The organism is Streptomyces sp. NPDC051582 (assembly GCF_040681715.1).
Lineage (GTDB): Bacteria > Actinomycetota > Actinomycetes > Streptomycetales > Streptomycetaceae > Streptomyces.
Genome location: NZ_JBFAZJ010000020.1, coordinates 26334 through 49855, shown reverse-complemented (window position 1 = coordinate 49855; position 23522 = coordinate 26334). Strand labels below are relative to the sequence as shown.

Here is a 23522-nt window from a genome sequence, read left to right as displayed (position 1 = left end):
GACCGGCCACCCCGTGACCGCGACCACCACCGCCCCACCGCCCAGGATCAGGCTGCGCCCGCACCAGTCCAAAGCCGTCCACGACGCGCACACCGCGCTGCGCCTGACCGCCCGGACCTCCGTCGTGATGGCCTGCGGCACTGGCAAGACGTACGTCGCCGCGCGCACCGCCGCCCGCGTCGCCCCCCAGGGCACCCGGCTGGTGCTGCTGCCCACCCTGGAGCTCCTCGCCCAGACCGTCGACGACTGGCGCACCGCCGGCATGAGCGGCCCGGTCCTCGCCCTGTGCTCCAAGCGCCCACCCACCGCGGGCGAGCCGGTCGCGTTCACCACCGACCCGGCCGTCCTGGCCGCCACCGTGCACCAGAACCCCGGCCTGACGGTCTTCGCCACCTACCACTCCCTGCACCGGGTCCAGTACGCCCACACCCACTTCGACCTCCCCACCTGGTCGCTGGTGGCAGTCGACGAAGCCCACCGCACCAGCGGTGACCTGGGAAAACGCTGGGCCGCTGTCCACGACGACGAACTGATCCCCGCGCACAAGCGGCTCTACCTCACTGCCACCCCGAGGATCTGGTCGGCCGGGGAGCCTGATGACGACGAGGACGACTCGCTCGTCGCATCCATGGATAATCCGGACCTCTACGGCGAAATCTGCTTTCGTCTCCCGCTCGCCGAGGCCATCGACATTGACCTTCTGGCCGACTACCGGATCGTCGTCATGGAAGTGAACGAGGCCACCATCCGCACCCGCCTGGGCATCTCCGACAAGGCCACCGAAGCCGAACTGCGCCAGGCCGCGCTACAGATCGCGGTCCTGCGCGCCATGGCCGAACTCGACCTGCGCCGCGTCGTGAGCTTCCACCACCGCGTGGCCGACGCCCACGCGTTCGCCGGCACCCTCCGCGAGACCGCCGCCCTCCTTTACGCGCTGGACGAGACCGGAACCAGCTGCCCCGACCCTGGCGAACTGTGGGCGGCCGGCCTCGACGGCAACCAGCACCCTGCCTACCGCCGTGAGCTGCTGGACCGCTTCGACGGCCGGCCCGGTGCGTTCCTCGAACCGGCCCACCGCACCGTGATCGCGAACGCACGCCTTCTCGGCGAAGGCGTCAACATCCCCAGCATCGACACCGTGGTCTTCGCCGACCCCAAGGAGTCGATCGTCGACACGGTCCAGGCCGTCGGCCGCGCCCTTCGCCAGAAGCCGGGCCAGGGCAAGAAGGCCACCCTCATCGTCCCCGTCTACGTCGCCCCCGGCGAGGACGCCGACGACCTCATGGGCTCCAACCTGTACCGGCCGCTCTGGCGCGTCCTCCAGGCCCTGCGCGCACACGACGACCGCATCGCCGACCGACTCGCCGTCCCCCAACAGCCCTCCTACCCGCAGCCGGAGGACGAGCAGGAGGAAGCGAGCGTGCCCGTCGACGTCGTCTTCGACCGGCCCTTCCCCGCCGACACCATCGCCCAGGCGTTCAGGCTGCGCGTCCTCCACCCGCGCGAGGCGTCCTTCCGACGCGGTCTGGAAGCCGCCACCGCCTACCAGCAGACCCACGGGCACCTCGACGTCCCCCGCCTCTACGACGACGCAGACGGCTTCTCGCTGGGGCGCTGGATCAACCGGGCACGCAAGGCGTACGCGGCCGGCACCCTCAAGCCCGCCCAGATCAAGTCCCTGGAACACCTCGGCATGATCTGGAACCTCCAGACTCAGGCCGCCGAACGCGGACTCCTCCACGCCCGCAGCTGGGCCGCTCACCGCGGCCATCTCGCCGTTCCCAGCGACGAGATGATCGGCGACTACGCCTTCGGCCGCTGGCTCACCAACCGCCGAGCCGCCGCCCGTACCCGCGCGGACAACGGACTCGAACCCGACCCCACCGACACCGCGCTCGCCGAGATCGACCCGTACTGGAACCCCGCCTGGCCGATCACCTGGCAGCGCCTCTACTACACCGCCCGCACCTACGCCGAAGCCAGCATCACCCTCGACGACCTCCCCGCCGACTTCGTCACCGACGACGACGAGCCCCTCGGTGAATGGGTCACCACGCAGAGCACCGAATACAGCACACTCCATCCCGAGCAGCTCCAACTCGTGAGCGAACTCGGCATCACCCTGATCGAAGCCGACGACGAACTGCCCCAGCCCACCGGCCGCGCCGCCCGACAACAGCGGCAGCTCGACCAGGGCCTGGCGGCCGTCGCCGCCTTCCATGACCGTGAAGGCAACCTCGACATCCGCCAGCGCGACACCGTCACCGTCGGCGGTGAGGAGTTCAAGGTCGGCCAGTGGCTCAAGAACCTCCGCAAACGCTGGGACGCCCTGCCCCCCGAGCATCTCCAGGCCGTCACCGCCGCCGGCATCACCCGCCACCCGCAGCCGCCCGCCACCCTCACAGCCACCCCCGGCACCTGAACCAAGCTCCTCGAACCCAACCCGTGCCCGATTCGGCAGACAGCTACCGCAGGCGGGCGGACGACTCTCCCCACCCACCCAGGAACCCTCCATGCCCGCACCTCAATACCGCGTGACCATCGACCCGTCCGTACCGGCGAGCCAGGCCGCCCTCATCGCCGGGGTCCCGCCCGAGCTCCTGCCTCCCGCGCACGGAGACGTCCCCGCCCGCCCCGCGTGGGCCGGCAAGCGGCCAGGCCTGTTCGACCGCGGCGAGTCCTACCGCTGGTTGTGCTACCGAGAGGGCTACGCCGCAGCCGTCACATATCGCGGCCGGTACAAGGTGGAGGAAGTGCGCGAACTGCCGGACGACCTCAAGCCCCTCCAGGCCAGGATCGCCGCGGTCACCGAGGCCGGAACCTCCCTGCGCGACGAGGAGACACGGCTCACCCTTGCCGCCGAAGCGCGCGCACTCACCCAACTCCTCGCCCGGCACGCAGAGCTGTCCGAGCGCAGCCACACCCTCAACGCCAGCACACCGGCCCCCGCCGACCCCGCGGCCGACCACGTCTTCCGCGACCGCCTCACAGCAGCACTGAAGGCGGTCGAAGACCGCATAACCCATATCGAGGACGCTCTGCAGACCGCCCGGGCCTTGGACCTCGCCGACGCCGAGGCGGCGCAGCGCGCGGCAGCCGTCCCCGAAGCGCAACGGCTCAACGACGACGCTCTTGACCTCCTTGCACGGGCATCGGCCGGCTCGCTCGCCACGCACCTGCCGCGTCAGCACCCCTCCCACCCGCCCGCCACTCCCACGACCGCGCCGGAACCGGACTGACCCCTTCGCACTCCCGCACGCAGGGTCCCCGCTGCACGACAGAGCAGGCGCGCTGACCGCGACGGTCATCCCCGCGTTGACGACGAGTGGATGCCTTCGGCGCGCCATGCGGTAGCGGGGTCGGTGTCCGGTCAAAGTGAGGGTGGGCCACGCCCCGTGCGGCCTCGCTGTCAGACCCCGGTGACAGGATGGCGGCACAAGCGTCGCGTCCGCCCAGCAGGCGCGGCAACCCGAACAGCACGGAGTACCGCACATGAACCGCAGTGAGCTGATCGAAGCCCTCGCCGAGCGCGCCGAGGTCACCCGCAAGGACGCCGACGCCGTCCTGGCCGCGCTCGCCGAGACTGTCGGCGACGTCGTCGCCAAGGGCGACGAGAAGGTCAGCATCCCCGGTTTCCTGACGTTCGAGCGCACCCACCGTGCCGCTCGCACCGCCCGCAACCCGCAGACCGGCGATCCGATCGACATTCCGGCCGGCTACAGCGTGAAGGTCTCCGCGGGCTCCAAGCTCAAGGAAGCCGCCAAGGGCAAGTAGCCCGCGACGCACGGGCAGCGGCTCATCACCGGGAGGCCTTGTGCCCCGGACTCACAGCACAGCGGCATGCCGCGACCACGCGGAGCAGGATAGACGTGCCGCCCACGGGGTAGAACGGACGGCGGACGCCTTCCGGTGACGGACGGCTCCACCTCCAGACCAACCGGGATGCACCCGGCGACATCGAAGGACAAGCAGCATGGCCAGCGGCACCGTGAAGTGGTTCAACGCCGAGAAGGGCTTCGGCTTCATCTCTCAGGACGAGGGCGGACCGGACGTCTTCGCGCACTACTCCAACATCTCCGGCAACGGCTTCCGCGAGCTCAACGAAGGCGAGCAGGTCACCTTCGACGTGACCCAGGGCCAGAAGGGCCCCCAGGCCGAGAACATCGTCCGCCGCGGCTGACACCCGAAAAAACGCGCCATCCCCCTCAGCCCACTGTGTAGAGTGGCGTCACCGACGCGGGGTGGAGCAGCTCGGTAGCTCGCTGGGCTCATAACCCAGAGGTCGCAGGTTCAAATCCTGTCCCCGCTACTGACCGAAGGGCCCGGCATGCAGCCGGGCCCTTCGTCGTATCCGAACACCCACGTGGGAGCACGAGCGGCTGTCCCTGGCTCTGACCAGAACAGGCCGGTGTGGGCATCGCCTGCTGCCACTCGGGCCATGTCTCTCCGCGCGGCGCGATGATCTACGGTCTCCTACGGCACCGAAACGATCAGTTCAGCAACGGGGAAGTACGTACATGCGCAAGACAACAACGCTCACCACCACCCTGCTCGCAGCGGCCGTGCTGCTGACCGGGTGCGGCAGCGAGAAGAAGGACACCGGCCCGGCCAAGGCGAGCGAGGCCTCGCCGAGCGTCTCGGCGAGCGGCGGCGCGAAGGGCTCGTCGTCGGGGAAGAAGGGTGTTGCCCATCAGGTGGTCTTCGAGGTCGGGGGCACAGGCACGGGCAAGGTCATGTGGATCGGGAACACCAACCACTTCGAGCAGGTGACGTTGCCCTGGACGAAGACGGAATCCGTCCAACTGGAGGGGGCCGAGCTGAACGTCGGCGTCACGGTGTCGGTGGTACCCGCCTCGGTCGAGGGCCCGGACAGGATGCTCAAGCCCGCCCCGTGCACGATCAAGGTCGACGGCAAGCAGGTCGCTGACAACCAGGGCGGCAAGTCGGCCGAGCCTTGTAAGTACGAGCTCAAGGACTAACAGCCGGCACCTCACACACGCCTCGCCGCCCTCCGGCAAGTCGTGTGCGTATGCTCCGCCGCACCGTCGGGCGCGCCCCGCGACCGGCGGTGCGCTGGGCCGGCCGGCCCGGCGCAGGAGCATGCAGGGCTGGAGGAATGATGCGCGGCACGACGGTCGCCGGCCGGTACAGGCTGAAGGAGGCCATCGGCAGCGGAGGCATGGGCACGGTCTGGCGAGCCGAGGACCTCCACCAGCCTCACGACGTCGCCCTCAAGATCATCCCGGTGGGGGAGGGGGACCCGGTACGTGAGGCGGCCTTTCGCCGGGAGGCTCACGTAGCCGCGCGCCTGTCCCACCCGCACGTCGTCGCCGTCCACGACCACGGCGCCGCCTACCTCGACGGCCGCCGCATCCTCTTTCTGACCATGGACCTTGTCGACGGCCGCCCGCTGAACACACTGACCGGCAGTCCACTCTCCCTAGCTGATGCCCTGACCTGGGCGATCCAGATCAGCCAGGCCCTGGAGGCCGCCCACAAGGCCGGCATCGTCCACCGCGACCTCAAGCCGTCCAACATCCTCATCGACCGGTCGGACACCGCGTACCTGTGCGACTTCGGCATCGCGCGCCTGGCCGAAGCCACCCATCACACCCTGACCGTGACCGGCGTCGCCATCGGAACCCCCGCCTACATGTCGCCCGAGCAGGCCCGCGGGGACACCACCCTGGGCGCGCCCAGTGACCTCTACTCGCTCGGCTGCCTCCTCCACGAACTGCTCGCCGGCAGCGTCCCCTTCACCGGCACGGGATGGCAGGTCCTCAACCAGCACCTGAACGACGCGCCGGCCCCGCTGTCCGCCCTGCGCCCCGGCGTTCCCCGCGAGCTCGAGCAGCTGGTCCTGGAGCTCCTCGACAAGAACCCCGACTGCCGGCCGACCGCGGCCGACACCCGCGCAAGGCTCACCCAGATGCACTCCGCACTGGCCGCCTTCGCCAACGCATCCACCGCAGTCCCGAACCCACAGCCGCCCACGGTGGTCGCCACCACCATCGACCGGGCTACCGGAGGCCGCGAACCCGGCACCCGGCTCGCCGCCGTGGTCGCGGGCGCCGTCACCGCCGCCGCCATCGCCGGCGAACTCTCGCTCACCACCACACTGCCGACGGCCTGGACGGCCGGCCTCGGCAGTCTCGCTGGGCTGCTCCTCGCCGTCCTCTACCTTCTCGACCCGCCCCAGTCGCCGCACCCCGAGCAGCTGAGGATCACCACGGCCTGCCTGCTGACCACCCTGCTCCTGACCGGCGGCATGGCGCTCGCCGTCCTGGTCAACGCCCCCGGCCTGTGGGCGAGCGCGCTGGCCATCGCAGTCCTCGGTGGCCCCGCCCTGCTCGCCTTCGCCAGCGGCGTGCGCCGCCTGGTCGAGCACAGCCTTCACCGGAGTGCCTGGCACGCCGATCTCGCCACGACCGCCGGCATCCTCCACACCGCCGCCGTCCTGCTCACCGGCCACCACGCCGGCCTGCCGGGGCTCACCCTCACCGCTGTCGGCGTCGGGCTGTGGCCGGCCGCGGCGCTGCTCACGGCGATACTCACCCCGGGCCGCTCCGCCTCCAGCCTTGCTCGGCCGACTCCCACCGGCCAGGTCACGCGCCGACACCGCCCCCAACCCCACCCTGTCCAGCCCCGGATGCCCTAGCCCCCCGACGAGGCGGTCAGACCGTGCCGCCAGCGGCGTGCACCTCTCAGCGCCGCCCTGCCGCCCGAAAACGGCGCCACGACCGTCGATACGTACGGGTCCGCAGGTCACCGGGGGGACGGCACTCGTGCCCCGGGCAACCGATGCCGCCACGCACGCGTCGGATACAACATGAACCGCGAATGGCTCTTCACGCTCATACCGCTGGTGATCGGCGTGAGCTTTCTCTGTTCCGGCGTGTACGGACTCCGCCGCGCCAGCGCGCTTCGCCGCACGGGCATCACCGCCGTAGGGCGGGTCGTCCGCCACGACACCAGGCGAGACGACGACGGAGCCAAGTACCACCACCCGGTCGTAGCCTGGACGACCCGGGACGGCAGTGAGTGCACGTACTCCTCCACGTTCGGCCGGGGCACGGTCCTCCACGGCTACGGCGTCGGCAACTCGGTCTTCGTCCTCTACGACGAGAACAATCCCCGCCGCTTCGAGATCCGGGGTTGGGACTCGACTTCGTTGTACATGGTGTTCACCGTGGTGGGCACGGTGCTCACAACCGGCACATTGACGGTTCTCCTCGTCCTGCTGAGCACTCCTTGACCGCTGTGAGATGTTGCGCACCCAGTGGTTCAGTCCAGGCGGGACCACCGTCGTGCCGGACCTCCCCCTGTCTGATGACCCCGTCGAACGCGCCGCCCACCGGCGGGGGCCCTCAACAGCTCCCCGGCGCCCCGGACCCGCACCGTGCTGCTCGGCCGCGCTCTGAATGAAGTCGCCGGGCCACCCAGCGGAAGACGGACACTGCAATCCACCAGCAACAAGGCGACGATCAGAGCCGATGTCAGTGGCCGCTCCTATGCTGCGCCGAACAGCGAGGCATGACCCCGCTCGCCCTGGAGAGCGGGGAGTTGGACTTGGCAGGCAGCGGCCGACCGCGGAAGGATCCGCGACAGCCGGAAGAGATCATGCGGGCGGCCGGGCTGGAGCCGCTCGATCCGTACCCCGGCAGTTCCGCCCCTTGGCGGTGCCGCCATACGGCGTGCGGGCGGGAGGTCACCCCCCGCCTGAGCAACATCACCAAGGGACAGCGCGGCTGCGTCTACTGCTCCGGACACGCCCGGATTGAACCCGAGGCCGCAGCCGCGGTGATGCGGGCGGCCGGGCTGGAGCCGCTCGATCCGTACCCCGGCGGCAGCGACCGAAAGTGGCGGTGCCGTCACCTCGCATGCGGACGCGAGGTCACACCCACCTATGTCCGGATCAACTCCGGTGTCGGGCCCTGCCGGTGGTGCGCACCGAACGCGCCGGTCGATCCGGACGTCGCGGCGGCCGACATGCGGGCCGCGGGCCTGGACCCCCTCGGCCCGTACCCGGGAGTGGACACCCCCTGGCCGGTCCGCTGCCGGGCGTGCGGAGCGCCAGGGGCCCCCACGCTGGGGTCCATCCGGCAGGGGCAGGGCGGCTGCTACCCCTGTGGCCGGCGCAAGGCCAACGACTCGATGCGCCACGACGCCGAGACCGCGGCCGCGGTGATGCGGGCGGCGGGCCTGGAGCCGCTGGGACCGTACCCCGGCACGGAGTTCGCGTGGAAGAGTCGCTGCATCAGGTGCGGGTCCATCGTCTCCCCGCGCCTGGGTTCCCTGACCGGCCGGAGCGGGCGTCCGGGCTGCAAGCGGTGCGCCGACCGGGCCCACGGTGCAGCGCAGCGCCACGATGAGGACCTGGCCGTCGCCGAGATGCGCGAGCACGGATTCGAACCCCAGGAGCCGTACCGCGGGGTCAAGTACCCCTGGCGGTGTTTGTGCCACGGCTGCGGCACCATCACCTCACCGACCTTCGGGTCCATCCTCGCCGGACAGAGCGGATGCCGGCGCTGCGCCGACCTCCGCTCCGCCGCCGCACGACGGGAAGACCCCGAGCGCGCCGCCGCCTCTATGCGCGATGCCGGCCTTGAGCCCCTGGAGCCCTACACCACGTCCATGACGCCCTGGCGCTGCCGCTGCACCACCTGCGGCCGTACCTCGACTCCCACCCTGTCCAAGATCCGCAGTGGCCGCGGATGCAAGTACTGCGCCCGCTTCGGCTTCGACCGTGCCGCGCCGGCCCGCGTCTACGTCGTCACCCACGCACAGCACGGCGCCGTCAAGATCGGCGTCGCCGGCGCTCTTCAGCGCAACGACCGCATCGGCCAGCACCGCCGCCTCGGTTGGACCCTGTACTACGAGCACCACGTGCCCACCGGCGACGACGCCCTGACCGTCGAACAGACGATCCTGCGACGCCTGCGCGCTGCCGGGCACGGCGTCTTCCTCACCGCCGTCCAGTTGCCCAACGGCTGGACCGAGACGTTCGATGCTGCCCGCGTGAGCGCCGCCGAGCTTCGGGACGCGATCCGACAACACCAGACTGCACCGGCCCCTCCTCAGCCGTTGACCCTGTTCTAGGCCCACCTGGCCGGGGGAACGAGCCGACCTCGGGGGCGGACGACGGCCGCCTCGTCGGTCAGCCGGCCGGGTGCCCCCACGTCGGCCGCGGCCCCGGCGCGGACAGACGCCGGCCTGTCGCAGCCTGACCGGCTCTCGTCGGCGAGGCTCCCGCCAGGCAGGCCACGGGAGCAAGCTGTTTCCCATCGTGCTGGTCGTGGGGGCGCCGGGCACCCGTGTGGCGGGAGAAGGTCTGGCCGGACCGCCGTAGCGCCCGTCATGATCACGGCATGGGTGCAAGCGCGTGGGACACCGAGACCAAGCGGCCGATCTATGTCGATCTGGGCGTGGAGGGGATGCCGATCGGCCTGGCGGGCGGACGGTACCTGTGCAGAGCCTGCGCGGATCCGCTGATCCTCAGGGGCGCCCGGCCCGAAGCAAAGGTCACGCCGCACTTCTCCCACCAGGGGGGAGGTCCGTGCCGACTGGCAGAACGGGAAGCGCAGATCGACGTGGACGACCAGGTCGTCATCCAGCTAAGCCACCAGATTCGCGCCCTGCCCGGCATCACCGGCTGCACCCTCGCCTCCCCCGGAGACGACCCTCGCGACCCGATCGGGCTGCCGCCGGTCGTCATCGCACAGTGCGGCGACACCGCCGTGGTCATCGAACGACCCGGCACGCTGCCCAGCCCTAAGGCCGTCCGCCGACGCATCCTCGCGGTACGCGAGCACCACGCCGGATCCGCACACGTCTGGTTCCTGCGCCGCGACCCTGGCCAATTCGGCCAACTCCCCAGCCACAAGGTCCGCCTGTGCGGACGGGACGTCGATCACCAGCGTGTCGCCCCCACCGAGCAGCAACTGGCCATCCTCGACGCCGGCGGCCATGTGTACTGGCTCGACGGGAAGCTCGTACTGGTGCCCTACGGCTACCACGCCTTCCGGCACCCCGCCCGCCCCGAGCAGGACTGGACGGCCTGGCCGAAGTGGCCGCGCCACAAGGACCCCCGGGACGACTGGCGGATCAGCAAGCCCCGTCCCGCCCCCACCGCGGACTGCTGGGGCCTGGTCCCGATCGCCCTGTCCTCATTGACCCGCACCCGGGCGGTCTTCCAGCCCGCCGACGCGCACAAGGTCATGGACGAGCTGTATGCCGCCCAGGAGGGCCGGCACCGCTGGCGCGACCGACGAGCCCACGAGGTGTACGCCGAGCGGCACGCCCCGCCCACTCCTCAGCCCGTCGCCCCGATCCCGACGGCCGAAGCCCCCGCCCCCGAGGCTGAGACAGAGCAGCACGCCGCCCCCCAACGTCCGCAGCCAGCCGACCAGCACGATGCCGAGGCACCCCCTCACGGGAACGTGATCCCGTCCGTCGCCTCGGGCGCGAACCTCGCGCCGGCCTTCCCGCCCCCGCCTGCGGTCCCGCCCACGATCCCTCCGCCCCCACAGCTGCCCCCCAAGCCCCGGCAACGCCGATGGGCAGACACCCTCCGCATGCTGCGCCGACGGCGTGCGCGTTGACGAACTCCGGAAAAGCAGTGGGCCCGGTCCGAAGTCGTACCGATACTGGCGACGGAGGAAGTGAGGCACCCATGCCGCAAGTCGAACCGTGTGTGCTCGACGTGCTCACGGAAGCGGCGACGAACGCCGCTTCCTGCGAGGACATCGCCGCCGTGCTCGCGGCCGCGGACACCAGCACGAACGCGGCCGCCGAGCAGCAGCGCGATGCGCTACTCGCCGCGCTGCGACTTCGACCCGCCGGGACCGGCAGGGCGCAGGACTTCACCGGGATCGTCCGTGGCCAGCCGCTCAGGGCGTGGCCTGCGAGCCTGTCCGACGTCGCCGCCGACCAGATGGAGATCTGGAGCGCGTACGCCGAGGACGTGACCAACTCTTTTGTCCGGGGTCGCCTCCATCACCTTCTGCTGGTCGCAGGACACGGTCCCAAGGTCGACCACATCCGGGGCGCGGCCGCCGGGTACCTGGACGCGGTGCCGCTTCTGCTCGACGCCCGCAAGCGCTTCCCCGGCCTGGTGGGTGCGACCGAGTGTCTGCGCTGGGCCGGAGACATCGCCCGGACCTATAACCAGACCGAGCTGTGCAAGCGCGTCACCGACGGCACGGTCGCCTTGGCCGAGCGCGTCCTTGCCGCTCCCGAGGACGAGCCGGGGATCATGGCCGATCTCCTGGAGGGGCTGCGCGTCCAGCGCTACGACATCACCGACTTCGCGGAACGCGCCGCCCGTCGGTATGACGGCGATGTGCACGCCCGTGTCGGCTTCCTCAAGCTGCTGCGGGAAGAGGCGTCCGCGTTCCGCCGTGTCGGCATCGACACCGAGATCGTCAGCGCCTTCCTCGACGCCGCCGATGCCGAGACGGGGTTTCGTCGCCACAACCTGCTGACCCAGGCCGCGACCATCGCGCGGGATCGAGGTCTGCCCGAGCTGAGGGTGCGTGCCGAGATGGCCCTGCAACAGACCGATCCGGACTCCCTGGGATGGACTCGGATCCGTCGCCCGCTCATCCCCCCGCCGGGACTTTTCGCCGGGGCCCGGGCGTACGTCGACGCCGCCCTCAGCCTGCGAGAGGCACTGTGGCGAACCGCGCAAGACGCCCATCCGGCGATGCGCGAGCACACCGACGACGTGGATCTTCTGGACGGTCTGCTCCGGCTCCCGCGCACGCGCATCAACACCGCCGGACCCGTCCAGGTCGCTCCGCCCGTCTACACCGCCGACGACCACCTTGTCGGACTGCAGGTCCTCGCGATGGACTTCCTCGGGCACCTCGCCGCCCATCAGCTCGACCGTATCCACGAGCGCTTCGATCCGGACGAGGCCGAGCTGATCGGCGCCCTCGTCCATGACGTCGTCTTGCCGGAGGCGCGCGCCCGAACGCTGGCCTACGCCTTCCGGTACTTCTGGCTGGGGGAGTTCGACGCAGCGGTGTGCATCGCCCTGCCTCAGATGGAGCAGATCCTCAGACAGCTCCTGCGATGGCAAGTCTCGATGTTGTCCGTGGCCAAGGGCGAGTCCCCCGGGACCGTCGACCAGTTGGGAGGACTCATCCGCAGCATGCCGGCCGCCGGGTATCCCGCGGACTGGAGCCGCGCCCTGGAGTTGCTCCTCGTCGACCCCGACCGCGGGATGAACCTGCGCAACGAGGTCTGCCACGGCCTGATCGACACCCCGCCCAAGCACCGCGTCGCGCTCGTCCTCCAGGCGGCGCTGTACTTGCTCAGCTACGCGCACGGACATCGAACCCTCGCCCCTCCCGCATCCTGAGCGTCCAGCCAGGCTGAACCTAACGGGGGACGTCACCGCCTTCGGGGGCCTGTCGCGGTGAAGGCTGAGCGCTCGCGCCGAAGTCCGAGTGCCTTTCGGTGGACAGCCGGCTTTGTCGGGAGCCGCAGGGTGGCGGATAGCGTGCGGGCATGACGATGACGGGGAAGCGGCGGGTCCTGTACCGGCAGGGCACTGGGTTCTGGCGGATGACGGCGAAGTGGGTTGTGGTCTTCGTGGCCCTGTACCTGGCGGACGGGGGGCTGTTCCGATCGTGGGGCGACGCTCTGGTCTGGCCGATGATCGGGATCCTGCTGTGGGTGCCGTTCGGGATCGGCGTCGTCTGGTATCCGAAGAAGGACCAGCGGATCACGCTGACGACGCGTGAACTGCGTGTGCGGCGCAAGCGGCTGGCGATGGAGCAGGTGAACCTGCTGCACGTGGCGCGGATGTGGCTGGAAGGGCGGTCGACTGCGGACGACCAGCCGGTGCTGGAGTGGATACGGTTCGACCGGGTGGTGTGGGTTCCGCTCCAAGACGGCCGGGCCTTCGGCGTGGAGTTTCGCGACCCGGCCGCCTTCGCCAAGGTTTTCGGCGCCTTCGCGGTCGAGGCGTGCGGGGGGTCGGGGGTCGTCCGCGCTCGAGCTGCAGCGGCCACCTACTCGGAGCCGCGCCCGATGCGGCCCCGCTCCCCCGACGACGGCTCCTGGCTGGACGTCCTCGACATTTTCAGCTGAGAGCCGGAGTTGCGCGGCATGGGCAGCGGTCCGTGAGGGGCGCGGAGAACTACACAGGGTCGGCGTTCTGGCCGACCCTGCCCGGCCTCTTCCGCGATAAGGAGCGAGAGGCGACAACCCCCTGGACGGCGAACGCAACCGTCGGAGAGAAGGCGAAGGCAAGCTGGCAGCCTCCGGTGGGACTCGCTCACCGCTCGGTGCGACGGGACACGTCGCCCCGCGTCCGAACGAGCTTGGAAACTCGTTTGCTCTGACTGTCACACCGCGCGTCGTCCGCACACCTGTAGCAGGTGACAGCGGATCTCACAGCGGGAGTTGCACGTGACTGACACCCTCACCCCGTACACGCCCCGACGGCAGTGGGGCCTTCGCACGACCGACACGGTCATTGACCCGGTCGCCCTGCGCCAGATGGCCACGGGCGAGTCCGAGGAGACCGCCCGAGCCGAGCTCACGGACGCCCAGCACCTCATCTCGACGCCCACCCCCGGACAGGCCCGAGGCGAGGCACGGGTCTTCCAGGCACTCATCACCGCCTACGGCCGCCACCGCCCCGTACTCACCGGCGGCCCGTTCGGCATCCGCAGTCTCACCCCCCGCACCGACGAGCTGGTGGTGAGGATCGTGCCCTCCCAGGTGGATCGGTGGATCGACGCCCTCGCCTACCGGCAGGGCGGGACCGGCGTCGCAGGACTGCGCTGGGCCGGCCGGCGGGACGGGATCATCCTGACCTTGCCCGGAACGAAGGTGCTTCTCGCCGACATCAGCGAGAGCAACTGGCGTGCTGCGCTCGGATGCCGGAGCGCCGACCAGAGCAGCCTCATGCCGCACTGGATCCCGCAGCTCCCCGGCGAGGCCGAGCACACCGTCACCCAGGACGCCGAACTCGCCGGCGCCTGCGACCACCTCTGCGCCACCCTGCGCCGGATCCGGCTCGTGGACGCCCTCACCCGCGGGAGCGGTCACGTCCACCTGTTCACCACCCGCGACCACGGCGGCCTCCACCTGATCGAGGCGTGCGAGGCCACCCCCACCGTCCTGCCGTTGTGGACCTCCCGGTCCCTGCCCCTGGCGCTGTGGCCCGCCAGTTCGATCCCCGCCCCGGGCCCAACAGACCCGCGCACTGCTGTGCTCGACCTCCTCACCGAGATAGAACCCGCCCATGCCCCTTCCAGCGCAGCCGACCACCGCGCCGCCCGCGCCCTGTGCCACCTGACCGGCCTGAGCACCGCCCCCGTCCTTGTCCAGGCCGCCGAGCACGTTCTCGACGTCGCCACCCACGTCCTCGCCGACCCCGCCCACGCCAGCGTCTACGCCTGTGGCGGCTGGGCAGGCAGCTGCCGCACGTATCCCCAAGGCACCGTCCACGGCACCGACCCCTGCCTGCCGCCCGGCGCCGAGCAAGTCATTGACCTCCCCGAGGACGTACTCCAGCGCCTCGGCAGGCACTTCTCCAGCGGATCCTCCGACACCTCGCGCACCGACCTCGTCAACGCCGGCCAGGAAGAACTCGTCCACCTGCTCGACTGGGCGCTCGCCGCCGCGACCCGCCCCACCAGCCGTCGGGACTGGAACCCCAACGGGGCCGACGGCACGCTTCAGCACCGGCAGCAGCTGCCCGACCGTGACGGCACCCTGACCCTGACCGCCAGCACCACCGGCGTCTACCGCGTCAGCCTGGAAGCACTCGGCCTGAGCGACCTCGCCGACGAGGACGACACCGTGGAATGGGAACGCGAGGCCGCACCCTCGCAGAGCGCCGCCGTCCTGCTGGCCGAACACGCCGCGATCGAGGCGGCGGTCTGCCTGCCCTTCCAGCGCGAGCACCGCAAGCAGCGCCTCCTGCTGCCCAGTACGGTGTCGGCCGCGGCCGAGCCCACGATCCGGTCCGTCATCGCCGAAGCCGATCACGTCCTGGGGTTCTTCACCCTCGCCAGCCTCCTCGGCCGCCTCCACGACCGCGTCGGCCTCACCCAGGGAACAACCGACGGCCACTGGCGAACCGATCCTCACTCCGACACCCCGCGCGACCACCCGGCCACCCTCACCGCTCTCACCAGCGACTGGTTCGAGCTCCCCTCACCCCACCACGGCGAAGCCGCCAACACCGCCGCGGTCGACAGCCCCGCCTACCTCCGCCACCTCGCCGCCCACCGCGCAGCGCTCGACCCGTTCGTCACCCGCTACCTCGCCGCAGCCGACAGCCTCGCCGGCGCGCGCACCTTCGAAGAGCGCCACGTAGCCGGCTTCGCAGCCCTGCGGACCACCGACCTTTCCGCCCTGGCCTGCGCGGAGGTCCGCCCCGTCCGCGAAGGACTCCGCCGTCTGATCAAGTCGATGCCCCAGGACCCCGCCCAGCTGAACGCCTGGTACGAACGACACCTCGACCGGGCCTGATCCCCGTCGACCCTTTGGAAGAAGGAGAGCCCCACGATGAGTGAGCAACTGCCGGACCCGGCCATGTTCATAGGCCCCATGGGGCGCGGGAAGGCGCCGCTGCCGGCTGATGCCGACGCCGGCGAGCTCGCGGCCGTGCTGAGGCGCGCCCTGCACACCGTCGAATGCCGCGCACTCGGGCCAGCCGCCGAGCAGACGTTCGGACCGTTCGCGGACACCACGGAAGGCCGGATGACCGTGTTCATGGACGAGGACCAGCTTCGGGCCGACCATCGCGGACACGAAGAGCTCCAACAACTGGCGCGAGCGGTCCGTGAGCGAGGACCGGCCGTGGACGTCGTCTTGGCGCCGCTCAAGCCGTCCGTGCTGCTCTTGGACGAGATGACCCACGTCGTTGGCGAGAGCGCCGGGTCGGCCTCGGGCACCGGCGAGGCCGGGACAGGCTGGCTGTACGCGATGCGGCGGCCGCTGGGGCCGGACTTGCCGTATTCGGGTGCTGCCCGCGCGGCGGCGGTCGAGTGGTGAGAGCAACCGGCCCGGGGGCGCGGCAGATCCGGAAGGCCGAGACGGCGAACGGGGAGCCTGCGGGGCCGCTGCTGGTCGGAGCGCCGCCTTGCCGCCGATCAGCAGCGGAGAGAGCCTGACCTGCGGGCGCGGCCCAGAGAAATCCTCTCGGACCGTAGTTTCGAATCTGGGTACGCTTTCGCAGCCGGCCTGTGTGCCGGCCTTCAAGCGGGCACGGCCCGCGACGCAGCAGGGGGAGCAGATGACCACCACGAAGACATCAGGCGCGGCAGCACCCGCGCCCGCCCACACTTCGGGCATGCCCGTCGCCTTGTTCAGCGACGAGGCATCCGCCGTGATGACGCCCGTGCCCGGCTCGGGCCAGCGCCTGCCGCGGCCGTTGGACACCCTGAAATGGCAGGCGCCCCCCGCCCTGGAAGGCGTCGACGACGACTCGCAGTGACCGACCGCGAGGGTGGCCCGATGCCGTGGATCTCCACGACACCGGGCCACGAATGCCGGGTCACTCGGCCCGGGTGCTCCAGCCGAAGAAGAGCCAGCTCGGCTCGGGTCCGGCGGCATCGAGCAGCAGCGCCCCGGCGCCCAGCCGGACGCACAGGGCGTCATCCTCGATCAGGCGGTCGGCCAGCCACTCGGCGTCGTCTTCGCTCAGGGGCTCCCCGTCACCGGGCGACGACGGGACATGGGAGGCGTTGAAGTAGCCCGCCGCGACGGCGTGGAGCGCGGCGCGTTCACGTACGACGGTGACGCGGTCCACCTTCGACAGGTCCGCGCGGGGCGAGAACAGGTCGACCGGGAGTTCTCGGTCTGCGGCGGCGTAGAGGGCGAAGGCGTTCTCGGGCGTGGCGCCGCTCGCGATGAAGCGGAACAGCATGGGGAACGGGTGCATGGCACTCCTTGGGTGGCGTCCGGCCGCCGGGAGGACTGCCCGTCGGCCGGGACGGGTGATGATCAGGCGGGCTGACCGGGAATGACCTGTTCGCCGTTGCGCATGGCGTGCATGATGCGGGCCAGAGCGACGGAGACGGTTCCTTCCGGCCCCGCCGCGTCGTCCCGCCCACCGGCGACCCGTACGTCCGCCTCTCCACCCCGCTGGCGCTTCACGTGGAAGGTGCGCTGGTTGAGATCGACGGCGTGCACGAGCCGGACTTCCCGCCGGTTGGGCAGCAGATGGTTCACCCGCACGCCCATCTGCCGGAGCCCCTCCACCGCCGGGGGCAGCGGGACGGTGGTGTTGCGCATCCAGCCCTCAAACATGAACCCGACCGCGCAGACGGGCGCCTGAGAGGCGTCGGCGGGCAGGAGAAGGTCCGGGACGGGCGGCAGCGAGCTGCTCAGCCCACTCAAGGCATCGGCGGGGTTGACGCCGTGTGGGTTCCAGATGGCCTCCGGATACAGAGCCGTCTCCACCCGATCGTCGGACAGCAGACGCAGCGTGAAGAGGCGGGAGGGACGGTTCCACCCCTCCCGTTCACCGCACTGGGCCTCGATCGCCACGATGGCGGCGGCGATGGTGTTGGCGTGGGGATCGTCCGCCGAGACGATGGGAGCGGAGAAGGTGAAGTCGCGGGGCTTCCGGGACATGGCAAACGCGCCTTTCCGTGCAGCCGTAGCCGAGTACGGCCGCGCTGATGCGGTGAGGAAGAAGGGATAGAGGCCGGAGAGCCCGGCTCGATACGACCAAAGTACATCTTGAAATACGAATACGCAACATGCAGGCGGTGGCCCCCTCCCGGGATGGTGGCGGACGAGGCATGCCTGGCGTGTGTATGGCGCCGGGCTGACGCACCCGCAGGTGACAATGGGGGCGGTCTCGACGGCGTCCGGTTACTGGGGGAGTGCTCTTTGTCCATCGACCGCCTGCAGCCCATCAGCCCCGCAGCGCTGGCCGCTCGTAGTTCCGGACCCGGCATCCCCGCCTCACGCACCGCGCCCCGTGCCGACGGCACCTCCTTGATGAGTACCGAGGCCTTCCGCGCAGCGCTGAAGCGCGGCATTGCGCGCGATGCCGCGCCGACCGTTGCCGCGGCGGCGGCCGCCGAGGCGGCGCGCCGGCTCGCTCAGGGCCGCTTGGAGGTATCCGACCTGCGGGTGCTGCTCCTGGAGGCCCCCGGCTCGGAGGTCTGGGCGGCGGTTCGCCGTGCAGCGCTCACCACGGTCACCGCCAGCCCGGAACTGGCGCCGAGCATCATCTCCATGCACGCCCAGCTGCTCCGGCTGCCGGCGGCGACCGTCCGCGAGGGCCAGGACGCCGGGAGCCAGGACGGCTTTCACGCGCAGGCCACGCTCACGGTCGACGACCAGCAGGTCAGCGGCAGCATCCAGCGCTCCCGCACCCGCAAGGGCGCCCGGCAGCAGGCCATGACCACGCTCGTCGCGGCGATCGCCGGCCTGCCCGACCCGCTCGCCGACCGTGCCGTAGAGGCATGGGGCGCACCAGTCGGCCCCGCCGTCCCGTCGCCGGCCCCGACGCCTCGCACCGGCTCGACACCCGCTGCGGGCCGCAGCCCCATCTCGGTCCTTCACGAGTTCGCCCAGGCCGGGCACACCACGGCACCGGACTTCCGGGTCACGGGGGCCGCTTCCGCCTTCACTGCCACGGTCACCGCCGTCGTCCACCGCGGGCAAAAGCTCGCCGCGACCGGTGAGGGAACGAGCAAACAGGGCGCCCGAGCGGCCGCGGCCAACAGCCTCCTGGAAATGCTCCGGCAAGCACTGGCCGCCGACCTCCCCCCAGCTCCGCCGCCCGAGCCTCCCGCCCCGGCCGACGCCCCGGCGCTGCTTGCGCCGCTCGGCCTCGCCCGTACACAGGAGCCACCCCCCGCCCTTCCCGCCGGCGCAGCCGAGTTGTTCCGCGCGCACCACCTCCTCGAGCAGGCCCTCGCCGACGGCGTGGCGCTCACCCTGCTGCCCGCCCGCCACCCCGCCCACAGCACCTGGATGATCTTCCGGCCCGACGGCGCACCGCTCCCCGACCGTGAACTGCTGCCGGCGCCCCTTCAGCCGGTCACCCGTGACCTCGTCCTGGCCGGGACCGGCGGCATCATGCCGCGCCGCGCCACCGTGACCGGCGTGGCCGTCCCGCTCCGCCTGGCCCTCCCCCTGATCCTTGACCCCCGGGAGGGAGAGCACGCCTCGGTGAGCGGCTGGCGCCACCCTCTGCGCCTGGCCCTGACGTGCGTGGCCCAGCAGCGCGTCCACCCGGCCCTGACCGACCAAGGCCAGGGCTGCTGGCGCGTCGGCCCGATCACCGAAACCCTGCACACCGCCGTCACCGACGTCGCCGCGCTGATGGCCCCCGAAGGACACTGCCTCCTCGCCGGCACCAACCCCATCCGCGTCCCGTCCCCCGAACACGCGGTGTGGCCCCTGCTCGACGCCGTCGCCGACACCATGCTCCGCACCCCCGGCACCCCCACCCTCCTGGGATCCGGCCCCCACACCGGGCCCGCCGGCCAGGACGCCGAAGCGACACCCGAGTTGTGGAGGTGGGCGGACGCGATCGAGGACACCGTCGATCCCCACCCCACCCCGCGCCTGGTGCTGCGCATCAAGGACCCCGACACCGCGGGCACCATCCCGTCCGCACCAGCTGTCCTGCACCTCGCCGCCCCCGACCAGGACGACACCGTTGCAGCGATCACTGTCTGGGACGGGGCACGGCACACCCAAGCCGAGCTCACCCCCGCCGCCTTGCCCGCTGTACGCCGCGCGCTGCGCCGGGCCGCCCGCCACTACCCGCCCCTGGCGAACCTCGCCGCCCAGGAACGCCCCCACCGCATCTCCTTGACCGCCCAGGACCTGGCCCGCCTCCACGACCACGCCACCGCCCTGCTTACTGAGGCTGGCATCACCGTGCAGTGGCCCCCCACCCTCCTCGGCGCCCTCACCGCCACCGCAGTCATCGGCACCCACGACGACGAGGAAGACTCCCCGACGGGTAGCGGATACCTCGCTCTGGAGCGGCTGGTGGACTGCCGCTGGCACATCAACCTCGACGGCGACCCGCTGACCGAGCAGGAGATGACCGCGCTGGCCGACGCCGCGTGGCCGCTGATCCAACTGCGAGGCCGCTGGCTCCTGGTCGACGCCGACACCGTTCGCCGCGCCCGCGCCCGAGACCTCGCGCCCCTGCCGTCCCTCGACGCGCTGACCGCGGCCCTGTCCGGCACCCTCACCCTCGACGGCGAAGCCCTCGAAGCCCGGCCCGCCGGCGCCCTGGCCACCCTGGTCGGCACGCTGCGCGGCGCCCCCGACGACCCCCGGGACGTGCCGTCGCCGGCCGCCCTGAAAGCGACGCTGCGCCACTACCAGCAGCGCGCCCTGACCTGGCTCGCGAACATGGTCGACCTGGGCTTCGGCGCGTTGCTCGCCGACGACATGGGCCTCGGTAAGACCCTGACGACCATCGCGCTGCACCTGAACCGCGTGGAGACCACCCGCGCCGCCGGCCTGACGCTGGTGGTCTGCCCGGCCTCCCTGATCGCGAACTGGGAGCGCGAGATCGCCCGCTTCGCGCCCTCCACCACGGTCGTGCGCTACCACGGTGCCGGCCGGACCCTCGACCGTGACGCCCTCGACCCCAACACGGTCGTCATCACCACCTACGGCACCGTCCGCCGTGACACCGCCTTCCTCGCCGCCGCCGAGTGGGGTCTGGTCGTCGCGGACGAGGCCCAGCACATCAAGAACCCCACCTCGGCCACCGCCAAGGCGCTGCGCGCCGTGCCCGCCCGCGGCCGGATCGCGGTCACCGGCACCCCGGTGGAGAACAACATCACCGAGCTGTGGGCCATCCTCGACTGGACCAACCCCTCCCTCTTCGGCACCCGCAAAGCCTTCCGTACCCGCTACGGCGCCGTCGAGAAGGACTCCGCTTCACCCGCCGCATCCCAACTCGCGCGGCTCGTCGGCCCGTTCATGCTGCGACGGCGCAAGACGGACCCCGGCATCGCCCCCGAACTGCCGGGCAAGGTGCACCACCACCGCATCGTCGCCCTCACAGAAGAACAGATCGGCCTGTACGAGGCATCCGTCCGCGACACCATGGACAAGATCGCCACCAGCACCGGAATCCAGCGCCGCGGCCTGGTCCTCAAGCTGCTCCAGGCCTTGCGCCAGATCTGCAACACCCCCAGCCTGTATCTCAAGGAGCCGCTGGAGGACGCCGATCCGGCCGGCCTCGCCCGCCGCTCGGGCAAGCTGGCAGCCCTGGACGACCTCATGCCCACCCTGGCCGAGCGCGGCGAAGCCTCCCTGATCTTCACCGGCTACGTACAGATGGGCCGGATCCTCGAGCACCACCTCCGCGCCCGCGGCCGCTCCGTCCGCTTCCTCCACGGCGGAACACCCCCAGCCCGCCGCCAGGACCTCGTCGACGCCTTCCAGAACGACCCGGACCCCGCGCCGGTGTTCATCCTGTCCGTCAAGGCCGCCGGCACCGGACTGACCCTCACCCGGGCCGAGCACGTCGTTCACTACGACCGGCCCTGGAACCCGGCCGTCGAAGACCAGGCGACCGACCGCGCCCACCGCATCGGCCAGCACCGCACCGTCCAGGTCCACCACCTGATCACCGAGGGCACCGTGGAAGACCACATCAACGAACTACTCGCCCGCAAACGCGCCCTGACCGAAGCGGTCCTCACCTCCGGCGAGAGCGCCTTCGCCGACCTCGACGACACCGAACTCAACGCGCTCGTCGCCCTGGGAACCCGATGACCGGCTCCGGCAACACCCGCAACATGGCACCCCTCGTCGCCGCCTGGAAGCAAGCCTTCCACCTGGCGAGCGACGGCTCCAGCTCCTACGGCAAGGGCCTCAACCTCCACCGCACCGGGGCCGTCGCCCAGATCCACGCACAGCCCGGCCGCCTGGCCGCCGCCGTCACCGCGAAGAAGGCCACCCACCAAGCCGTCCTCCTCCTGCCTGAACTGACCGGCAGTCAGTGGGACACTCTCGCCGGCCGTCTGGCCGGCAACCCCCAAGCCGTCGCCGACCTCCTCGCCAACCGGGTCCCCGCGGCGATCGCTGACCCCGGACACGCAGGCGGCGTCGCCATCGTCCCGGACGCAGAAGAGATCACGTTCTCCTGCTCCTGCCCCACCGGCCACGCGGGCCGCGTGTGCGACCACAGCGCCGCCCTCGGCCACGCCGTCACCGAACGCCTCGCCGTCACGGCCTCCATCCTGCTCGGCGCCCGCGGCATGTCCGCCCGCAGCCTCGCCGCCCTCGTCCGCGACCTCATGGCCGACACCGACCCCGGCACCCTCCCGGCAGACGCCGACGGAACCGTCCGCGCCGACCAGCTCTACTCCCTGGCAGCCCACCGGCCACCGCACTCCCCGCCCGACATCGACCTCGATCCCATCGTCCCGGTCACCACCACCCTCGACGACCCGCCCATCCCCGGGCCCCGCGCCCAAGACCTGGCCTGGATGACCCAGGACGCCGCCGACCGCGCCCGAGCGCTCCTGACCGCCATCTCGGACCCACCCCACGACGACCTCGCCGACACCGTGCGCATCCTCGCCAGCCCCCACGGCATCGACCGGCTACCCGCCGCCGCCGACGCCACCGGCCTCACCGACAGCACGCTGCGCGCCATGATGATCGGCTACCGCCACGGCGGCCCGGCCGGCGCCCATGCCACCTTCGCTGCAGCCACAGTCCCGCCGAGCACTCTGGAACAGGCCGCAGAGGCCCTCCGCGCCTCCCGTGCCGTCACCCTCGGCATCATCGACATCGCCGACGGAGCGATCACCGACTCGACCGCCGGCGTCCAGATCCGGCCCGGTCTCGACGGCCGGTGGCACCCCTTCACTCTCGGGCGAGCCGATGAGTGGCGTCCCGCCCCCGGAGCCTGCGACGATCCCGCCGAAGCATTCCGCGCCGCTCGGCGCGCCCGCGCCGCACGACCGCTCAGCCGATAGACCGACCCACAGCCGACCAGGTCACCCACTCCGAAAGATCCACCGCATGCTCTTGGACCCGCAGACCGGCGTACGCGCCTACCAGTTCATCGTGGACCGGCTCGACGACCGGCGCCGCGAGCAATACCCCGACGGCCGCGAGACGTACGAGGACGACTGGACAGCCGCCCACGCTCTGGAGAAGTCCTACGCCGAGGCCGTGCACGCCCAGGATCCCGACACAGCCGAGCACCTTCTCCAGGAGCTCATGACCATGGCCGCTCAGTGGCGAAACCATCCGCACCACCCGGACAACGACACCGAGGGCGGGCACCAGCCCGACGACACAGTTCTGCCGGGCAGCCGGACATGAGGCGGCAGTGGGTCCTTCCGTGCGGCATGACCGCCGCCATGGTGGTGCTCACGCCCACCGTGCTCGACACCCGCAGCACGCCATGGACCATGGGATGGGTCGCCATCCTCCTCGGCGCCCTCGCCGTGCAGATGCTGCTGATGCTCGTGGACCATCTCGCCCCCGATGCGGACCGCCCCGAGCACGACGACGTCCCGGAAGCCTGAACCCTCCTCCCG

20 protein-coding genes and 1 tRNA gene are annotated in these 23522 nt (G+C 71.3%); 19 read left to right on the top strand and 2 right to left on the bottom strand.

The window, feature by feature from the left end:
- Window positions 1-13 precede the first annotated feature (13 nt).
- The 15 genes from AB0M92_RS24770 to AB0M92_RS24700 all read left to right on the top strand — a co-directional run bounded on the left by AB0M92_RS24770 (window position 14) and on the right by AB0M92_RS24700 (window position 16462).
- Entirely contained in the window at window positions 14-2422 is a 2409-nt protein-coding gene (locus AB0M92_RS24770; RefSeq protein WP_366104470.1) for a Helicase associated domain protein, read from the top strand.
- 91 nt (window positions 2423-2513) lie between these two features.
- Window positions 2514-3239: a hypothetical protein gene (locus AB0M92_RS24765; RefSeq protein ID WP_366104469.1), complete on the top strand. Its 726-nt coding sequence runs from the start codon at window positions 2514-2516 to the stop codon at window positions 3237-3239.
- Window positions 3240-3492: 253 nt separating this feature from the next.
- Window positions 3493-3774 carry an HU family DNA-binding protein gene (locus AB0M92_RS24760; RefSeq protein WP_366104468.1) on the top strand — a complete coding sequence of 94 codons (282 nt, stop codon included), beginning with the start codon at window positions 3493-3495 and terminating at the stop codon, window positions 3772-3774.
- 199 nt (window positions 3775-3973) lie between these two features.
- Window positions 3974-4180, top strand: coding sequence for a cold-shock protein (locus AB0M92_RS24755; RefSeq protein ID WP_366104467.1), 207 nt, complete (start codon window positions 3974-3976; stop codon window positions 4178-4180).
- Between the two features lie 55 nt (window positions 4181-4235).
- A tRNA-Met gene (locus AB0M92_RS24750) sits at window positions 4236-4309 on the top strand.
- Window positions 4310-4517: 208 nt separating this feature from the next.
- Entirely contained in the window at window positions 4518-4979 is a 462-nt protein-coding gene (locus AB0M92_RS24745) for a hypothetical protein (protein ID WP_366104466.1), read from the top strand.
- 140 nt (window positions 4980-5119) lie between these two features.
- Window positions 5120-6658, top strand: a complete 1539-nt coding sequence (locus AB0M92_RS24740; RefSeq protein WP_366104465.1) for a serine/threonine-protein kinase — start codon at window positions 5120-5122, stop codon at window positions 6656-6658.
- 171 nt (window positions 6659-6829) lie between these two features.
- A complete protein-coding gene (locus tag AB0M92_RS24735) occupies window positions 6830-7255 on the top strand; it encodes a DUF3592 domain-containing protein (RefSeq protein ID WP_366104464.1) in 426 nt (141 codons plus the stop codon).
- 278 nt (window positions 7256-7533) lie between these two features.
- Window positions 7534-9099, top strand: a complete 1566-nt coding sequence (locus tag AB0M92_RS24730) for a hypothetical protein (RefSeq protein WP_366104463.1) — start codon at window positions 7534-7536, stop codon at window positions 9097-9099.
- A 269-nt stretch (window positions 9100-9368) separates the two neighbouring features.
- Window positions 9369-10601, top strand: coding sequence for a hypothetical protein (locus AB0M92_RS24725; RefSeq protein WP_366104462.1), 1233 nt, complete (start codon window positions 9369-9371; stop codon window positions 10599-10601).
- 71 nt (window positions 10602-10672) lie between these two features.
- Window positions 10673-12364, top strand: coding sequence for a DUF4209 domain-containing protein (locus AB0M92_RS24720; protein ID WP_366104461.1), 1692 nt, complete (start codon window positions 10673-10675; stop codon window positions 12362-12364).
- A gap of 149 nt (window positions 12365-12513) precedes the next feature.
- Window positions 12514-13098 carry a hypothetical protein gene (locus AB0M92_RS24715; RefSeq protein WP_366104460.1) on the top strand — a complete coding sequence of 195 codons (585 nt, stop codon included), beginning with the start codon at window positions 12514-12516 and terminating at the stop codon, window positions 13096-13098.
- Between the two features lie 321 nt (window positions 13099-13419).
- Window positions 13420-15495 carry a hypothetical protein gene (locus tag AB0M92_RS24710; RefSeq protein WP_366104459.1) on the top strand — a complete coding sequence of 692 codons (2076 nt, stop codon included), beginning with the start codon at window positions 13420-13422 and terminating at the stop codon, window positions 15493-15495.
- A 36-nt stretch (window positions 15496-15531) separates the two neighbouring features.
- Complete coding sequence (locus AB0M92_RS24705; protein WP_366104458.1) at window positions 15532-16020, top strand: hypothetical protein; 489 nt, start codon at window positions 15532-15534, stop codon at window positions 16018-16020.
- A 298-nt stretch (window positions 16021-16318) separates the two neighbouring features.
- The gene (locus AB0M92_RS24700) at window positions 16319-16462 is read left to right on the top strand and encodes a hypothetical protein (RefSeq protein ID WP_234374049.1); all 144 of its coding nucleotides are present in this window, start codon (window positions 16319-16321) and stop codon (window positions 16460-16462) included.
- Window positions 16463-16522: 60 nt separating this feature from the next.
- Here AB0M92_RS24700 and AB0M92_RS24695 read toward each other — a convergent pair whose 3' ends face one another.
- Together AB0M92_RS24695 and AB0M92_RS24690 are read right to left on the bottom strand one after the other, a co-directional pair.
- Window positions 16523-16909, bottom strand: a complete 387-nt coding sequence (locus tag AB0M92_RS24695) for a hypothetical protein (RefSeq protein ID WP_366104457.1) — start codon at window positions 16907-16909, stop codon at window positions 16523-16525.
- Between the two features lie 62 nt (window positions 16910-16971).
- Entirely contained in the window at window positions 16972-17604 is a 633-nt protein-coding gene (locus AB0M92_RS24690; protein ID WP_366104456.1) for a hypothetical protein, read from the bottom strand.
- 261 nt (window positions 17605-17865) lie between these two features.
- Between AB0M92_RS24690 and AB0M92_RS24685 the strand changes: the two genes are divergently transcribed.
- From AB0M92_RS24685 to AB0M92_RS24670, 4 genes are read left to right on the top strand one after another with little or no spacing between them, the layout of a single operon-like run.
- A complete protein-coding gene (locus AB0M92_RS24685; RefSeq protein WP_366104455.1) occupies window positions 17866-21741 on the top strand; it encodes an SNF2-related protein in 3876 nt (1291 codons plus the stop codon).
- Window positions 21738-22952, top strand: a complete 1215-nt coding sequence (locus AB0M92_RS24680; RefSeq protein WP_366104454.1) for a hypothetical protein — start codon at window positions 21738-21740, stop codon at window positions 22950-22952. Before AB0M92_RS24685 ends, AB0M92_RS24680 begins: the two co-directional genes overlap by 4 nt.
- 46 nt (window positions 22953-22998) lie before the next feature.
- Complete coding sequence (locus AB0M92_RS24675; protein ID WP_366104453.1) at window positions 22999-23304, top strand: hypothetical protein; 306 nt, start codon at window positions 22999-23001, stop codon at window positions 23302-23304.
- A 26-nt stretch (window positions 23305-23330) separates the two neighbouring features.
- A complete protein-coding gene (locus tag AB0M92_RS24670) occupies window positions 23331-23510 on the top strand; it encodes a hypothetical protein (RefSeq protein ID WP_366104452.1) in 180 nt (59 codons plus the stop codon).
- The last annotated feature ends 12 nt before the right edge of the window (window positions 23511-23522 follow it).

Bases quoted from the DNA above. Each gene is read 5' to 3' on its own strand.
- AB0M92_RS24720 (WP_366104461.1), top strand. From the start codon at position 10,673: ATGCCGCAAGTCGAACCGTGTGTGCTCGACGTGCTCACGGAAGCGGCG.
- AB0M92_RS24745 (WP_366104466.1), top strand. From the start codon at position 4,518: ATGCGCAAGACAACAACGCTCACCACCACCCTGCTCGCAGCGGCCGTG.
- AB0M92_RS24680 (WP_366104454.1), top strand. From the start codon at position 21,738: ATGACCGGCTCCGGCAACACCCGCAACATGGCACCCCTCGTCGCCGCC.
- AB0M92_RS24705 (WP_366104458.1), top strand. From the start codon at position 15,532: ATGAGTGAGCAACTGCCGGACCCGGCCATGTTCATAGGCCCCATGGGG.
- AB0M92_RS24675 (WP_366104453.1), top strand. From the start codon at position 22,999: ATGCTCTTGGACCCGCAGACCGGCGTACGCGCCTACCAGTTCATCGTG.
- AB0M92_RS24755 (WP_366104467.1), top strand. From the start codon at position 3,974: ATGGCCAGCGGCACCGTGAAGTGGTTCAACGCCGAGAAGGGCTTCGGC.
- AB0M92_RS24725 (WP_366104462.1), top strand. From the start codon at position 9,369: ATGGGTGCAAGCGCGTGGGACACCGAGACCAAGCGGCCGATCTATGTC.
- AB0M92_RS24760 (WP_366104468.1), top strand. From the start codon at position 3,493: ATGAACCGCAGTGAGCTGATCGAAGCCCTCGCCGAGCGCGCCGAGGTC.
- AB0M92_RS24765 (WP_366104469.1), top strand. From the start codon at position 2,514: ATGCCCGCACCTCAATACCGCGTGACCATCGACCCGTCCGTACCGGCG.
- AB0M92_RS24700 (WP_234374049.1), top strand. From the start codon at position 16,319: ATGCCCGTCGCCTTGTTCAGCGACGAGGCATCCGCCGTGATGACGCCC.
- AB0M92_RS24690 (WP_366104456.1), bottom strand. From the start codon at position 17,604: ATGTCCCGGAAGCCCCGCGACTTCACCTTCTCCGCTCCCATCGTCTCG.
- AB0M92_RS24730 (WP_366104463.1), top strand. From the start codon at position 7,534: ATGACCCCGCTCGCCCTGGAGAGCGGGGAGTTGGACTTGGCAGGCAGC.
- AB0M92_RS24740 (WP_366104465.1), top strand. From the start codon at position 5,120: ATGCGCGGCACGACGGTCGCCGGCCGGTACAGGCTGAAGGAGGCCATC.
- AB0M92_RS24735 (WP_366104464.1), top strand. From the start codon at position 6,830: ATGAACCGCGAATGGCTCTTCACGCTCATACCGCTGGTGATCGGCGTG.
- AB0M92_RS24715 (WP_366104460.1), top strand. From the start codon at position 12,514: ATGACGATGACGGGGAAGCGGCGGGTCCTGTACCGGCAGGGCACTGGG.
- AB0M92_RS24670 (WP_366104452.1), top strand. From the start codon at position 23,331: ATGACCGCCGCCATGGTGGTGCTCACGCCCACCGTGCTCGACACCCGC.
- AB0M92_RS24695 (WP_366104457.1), bottom strand. From the start codon at position 16,909: ATGCACCCGTTCCCCATGCTGTTCCGCTTCATCGCGAGCGGCGCCACG.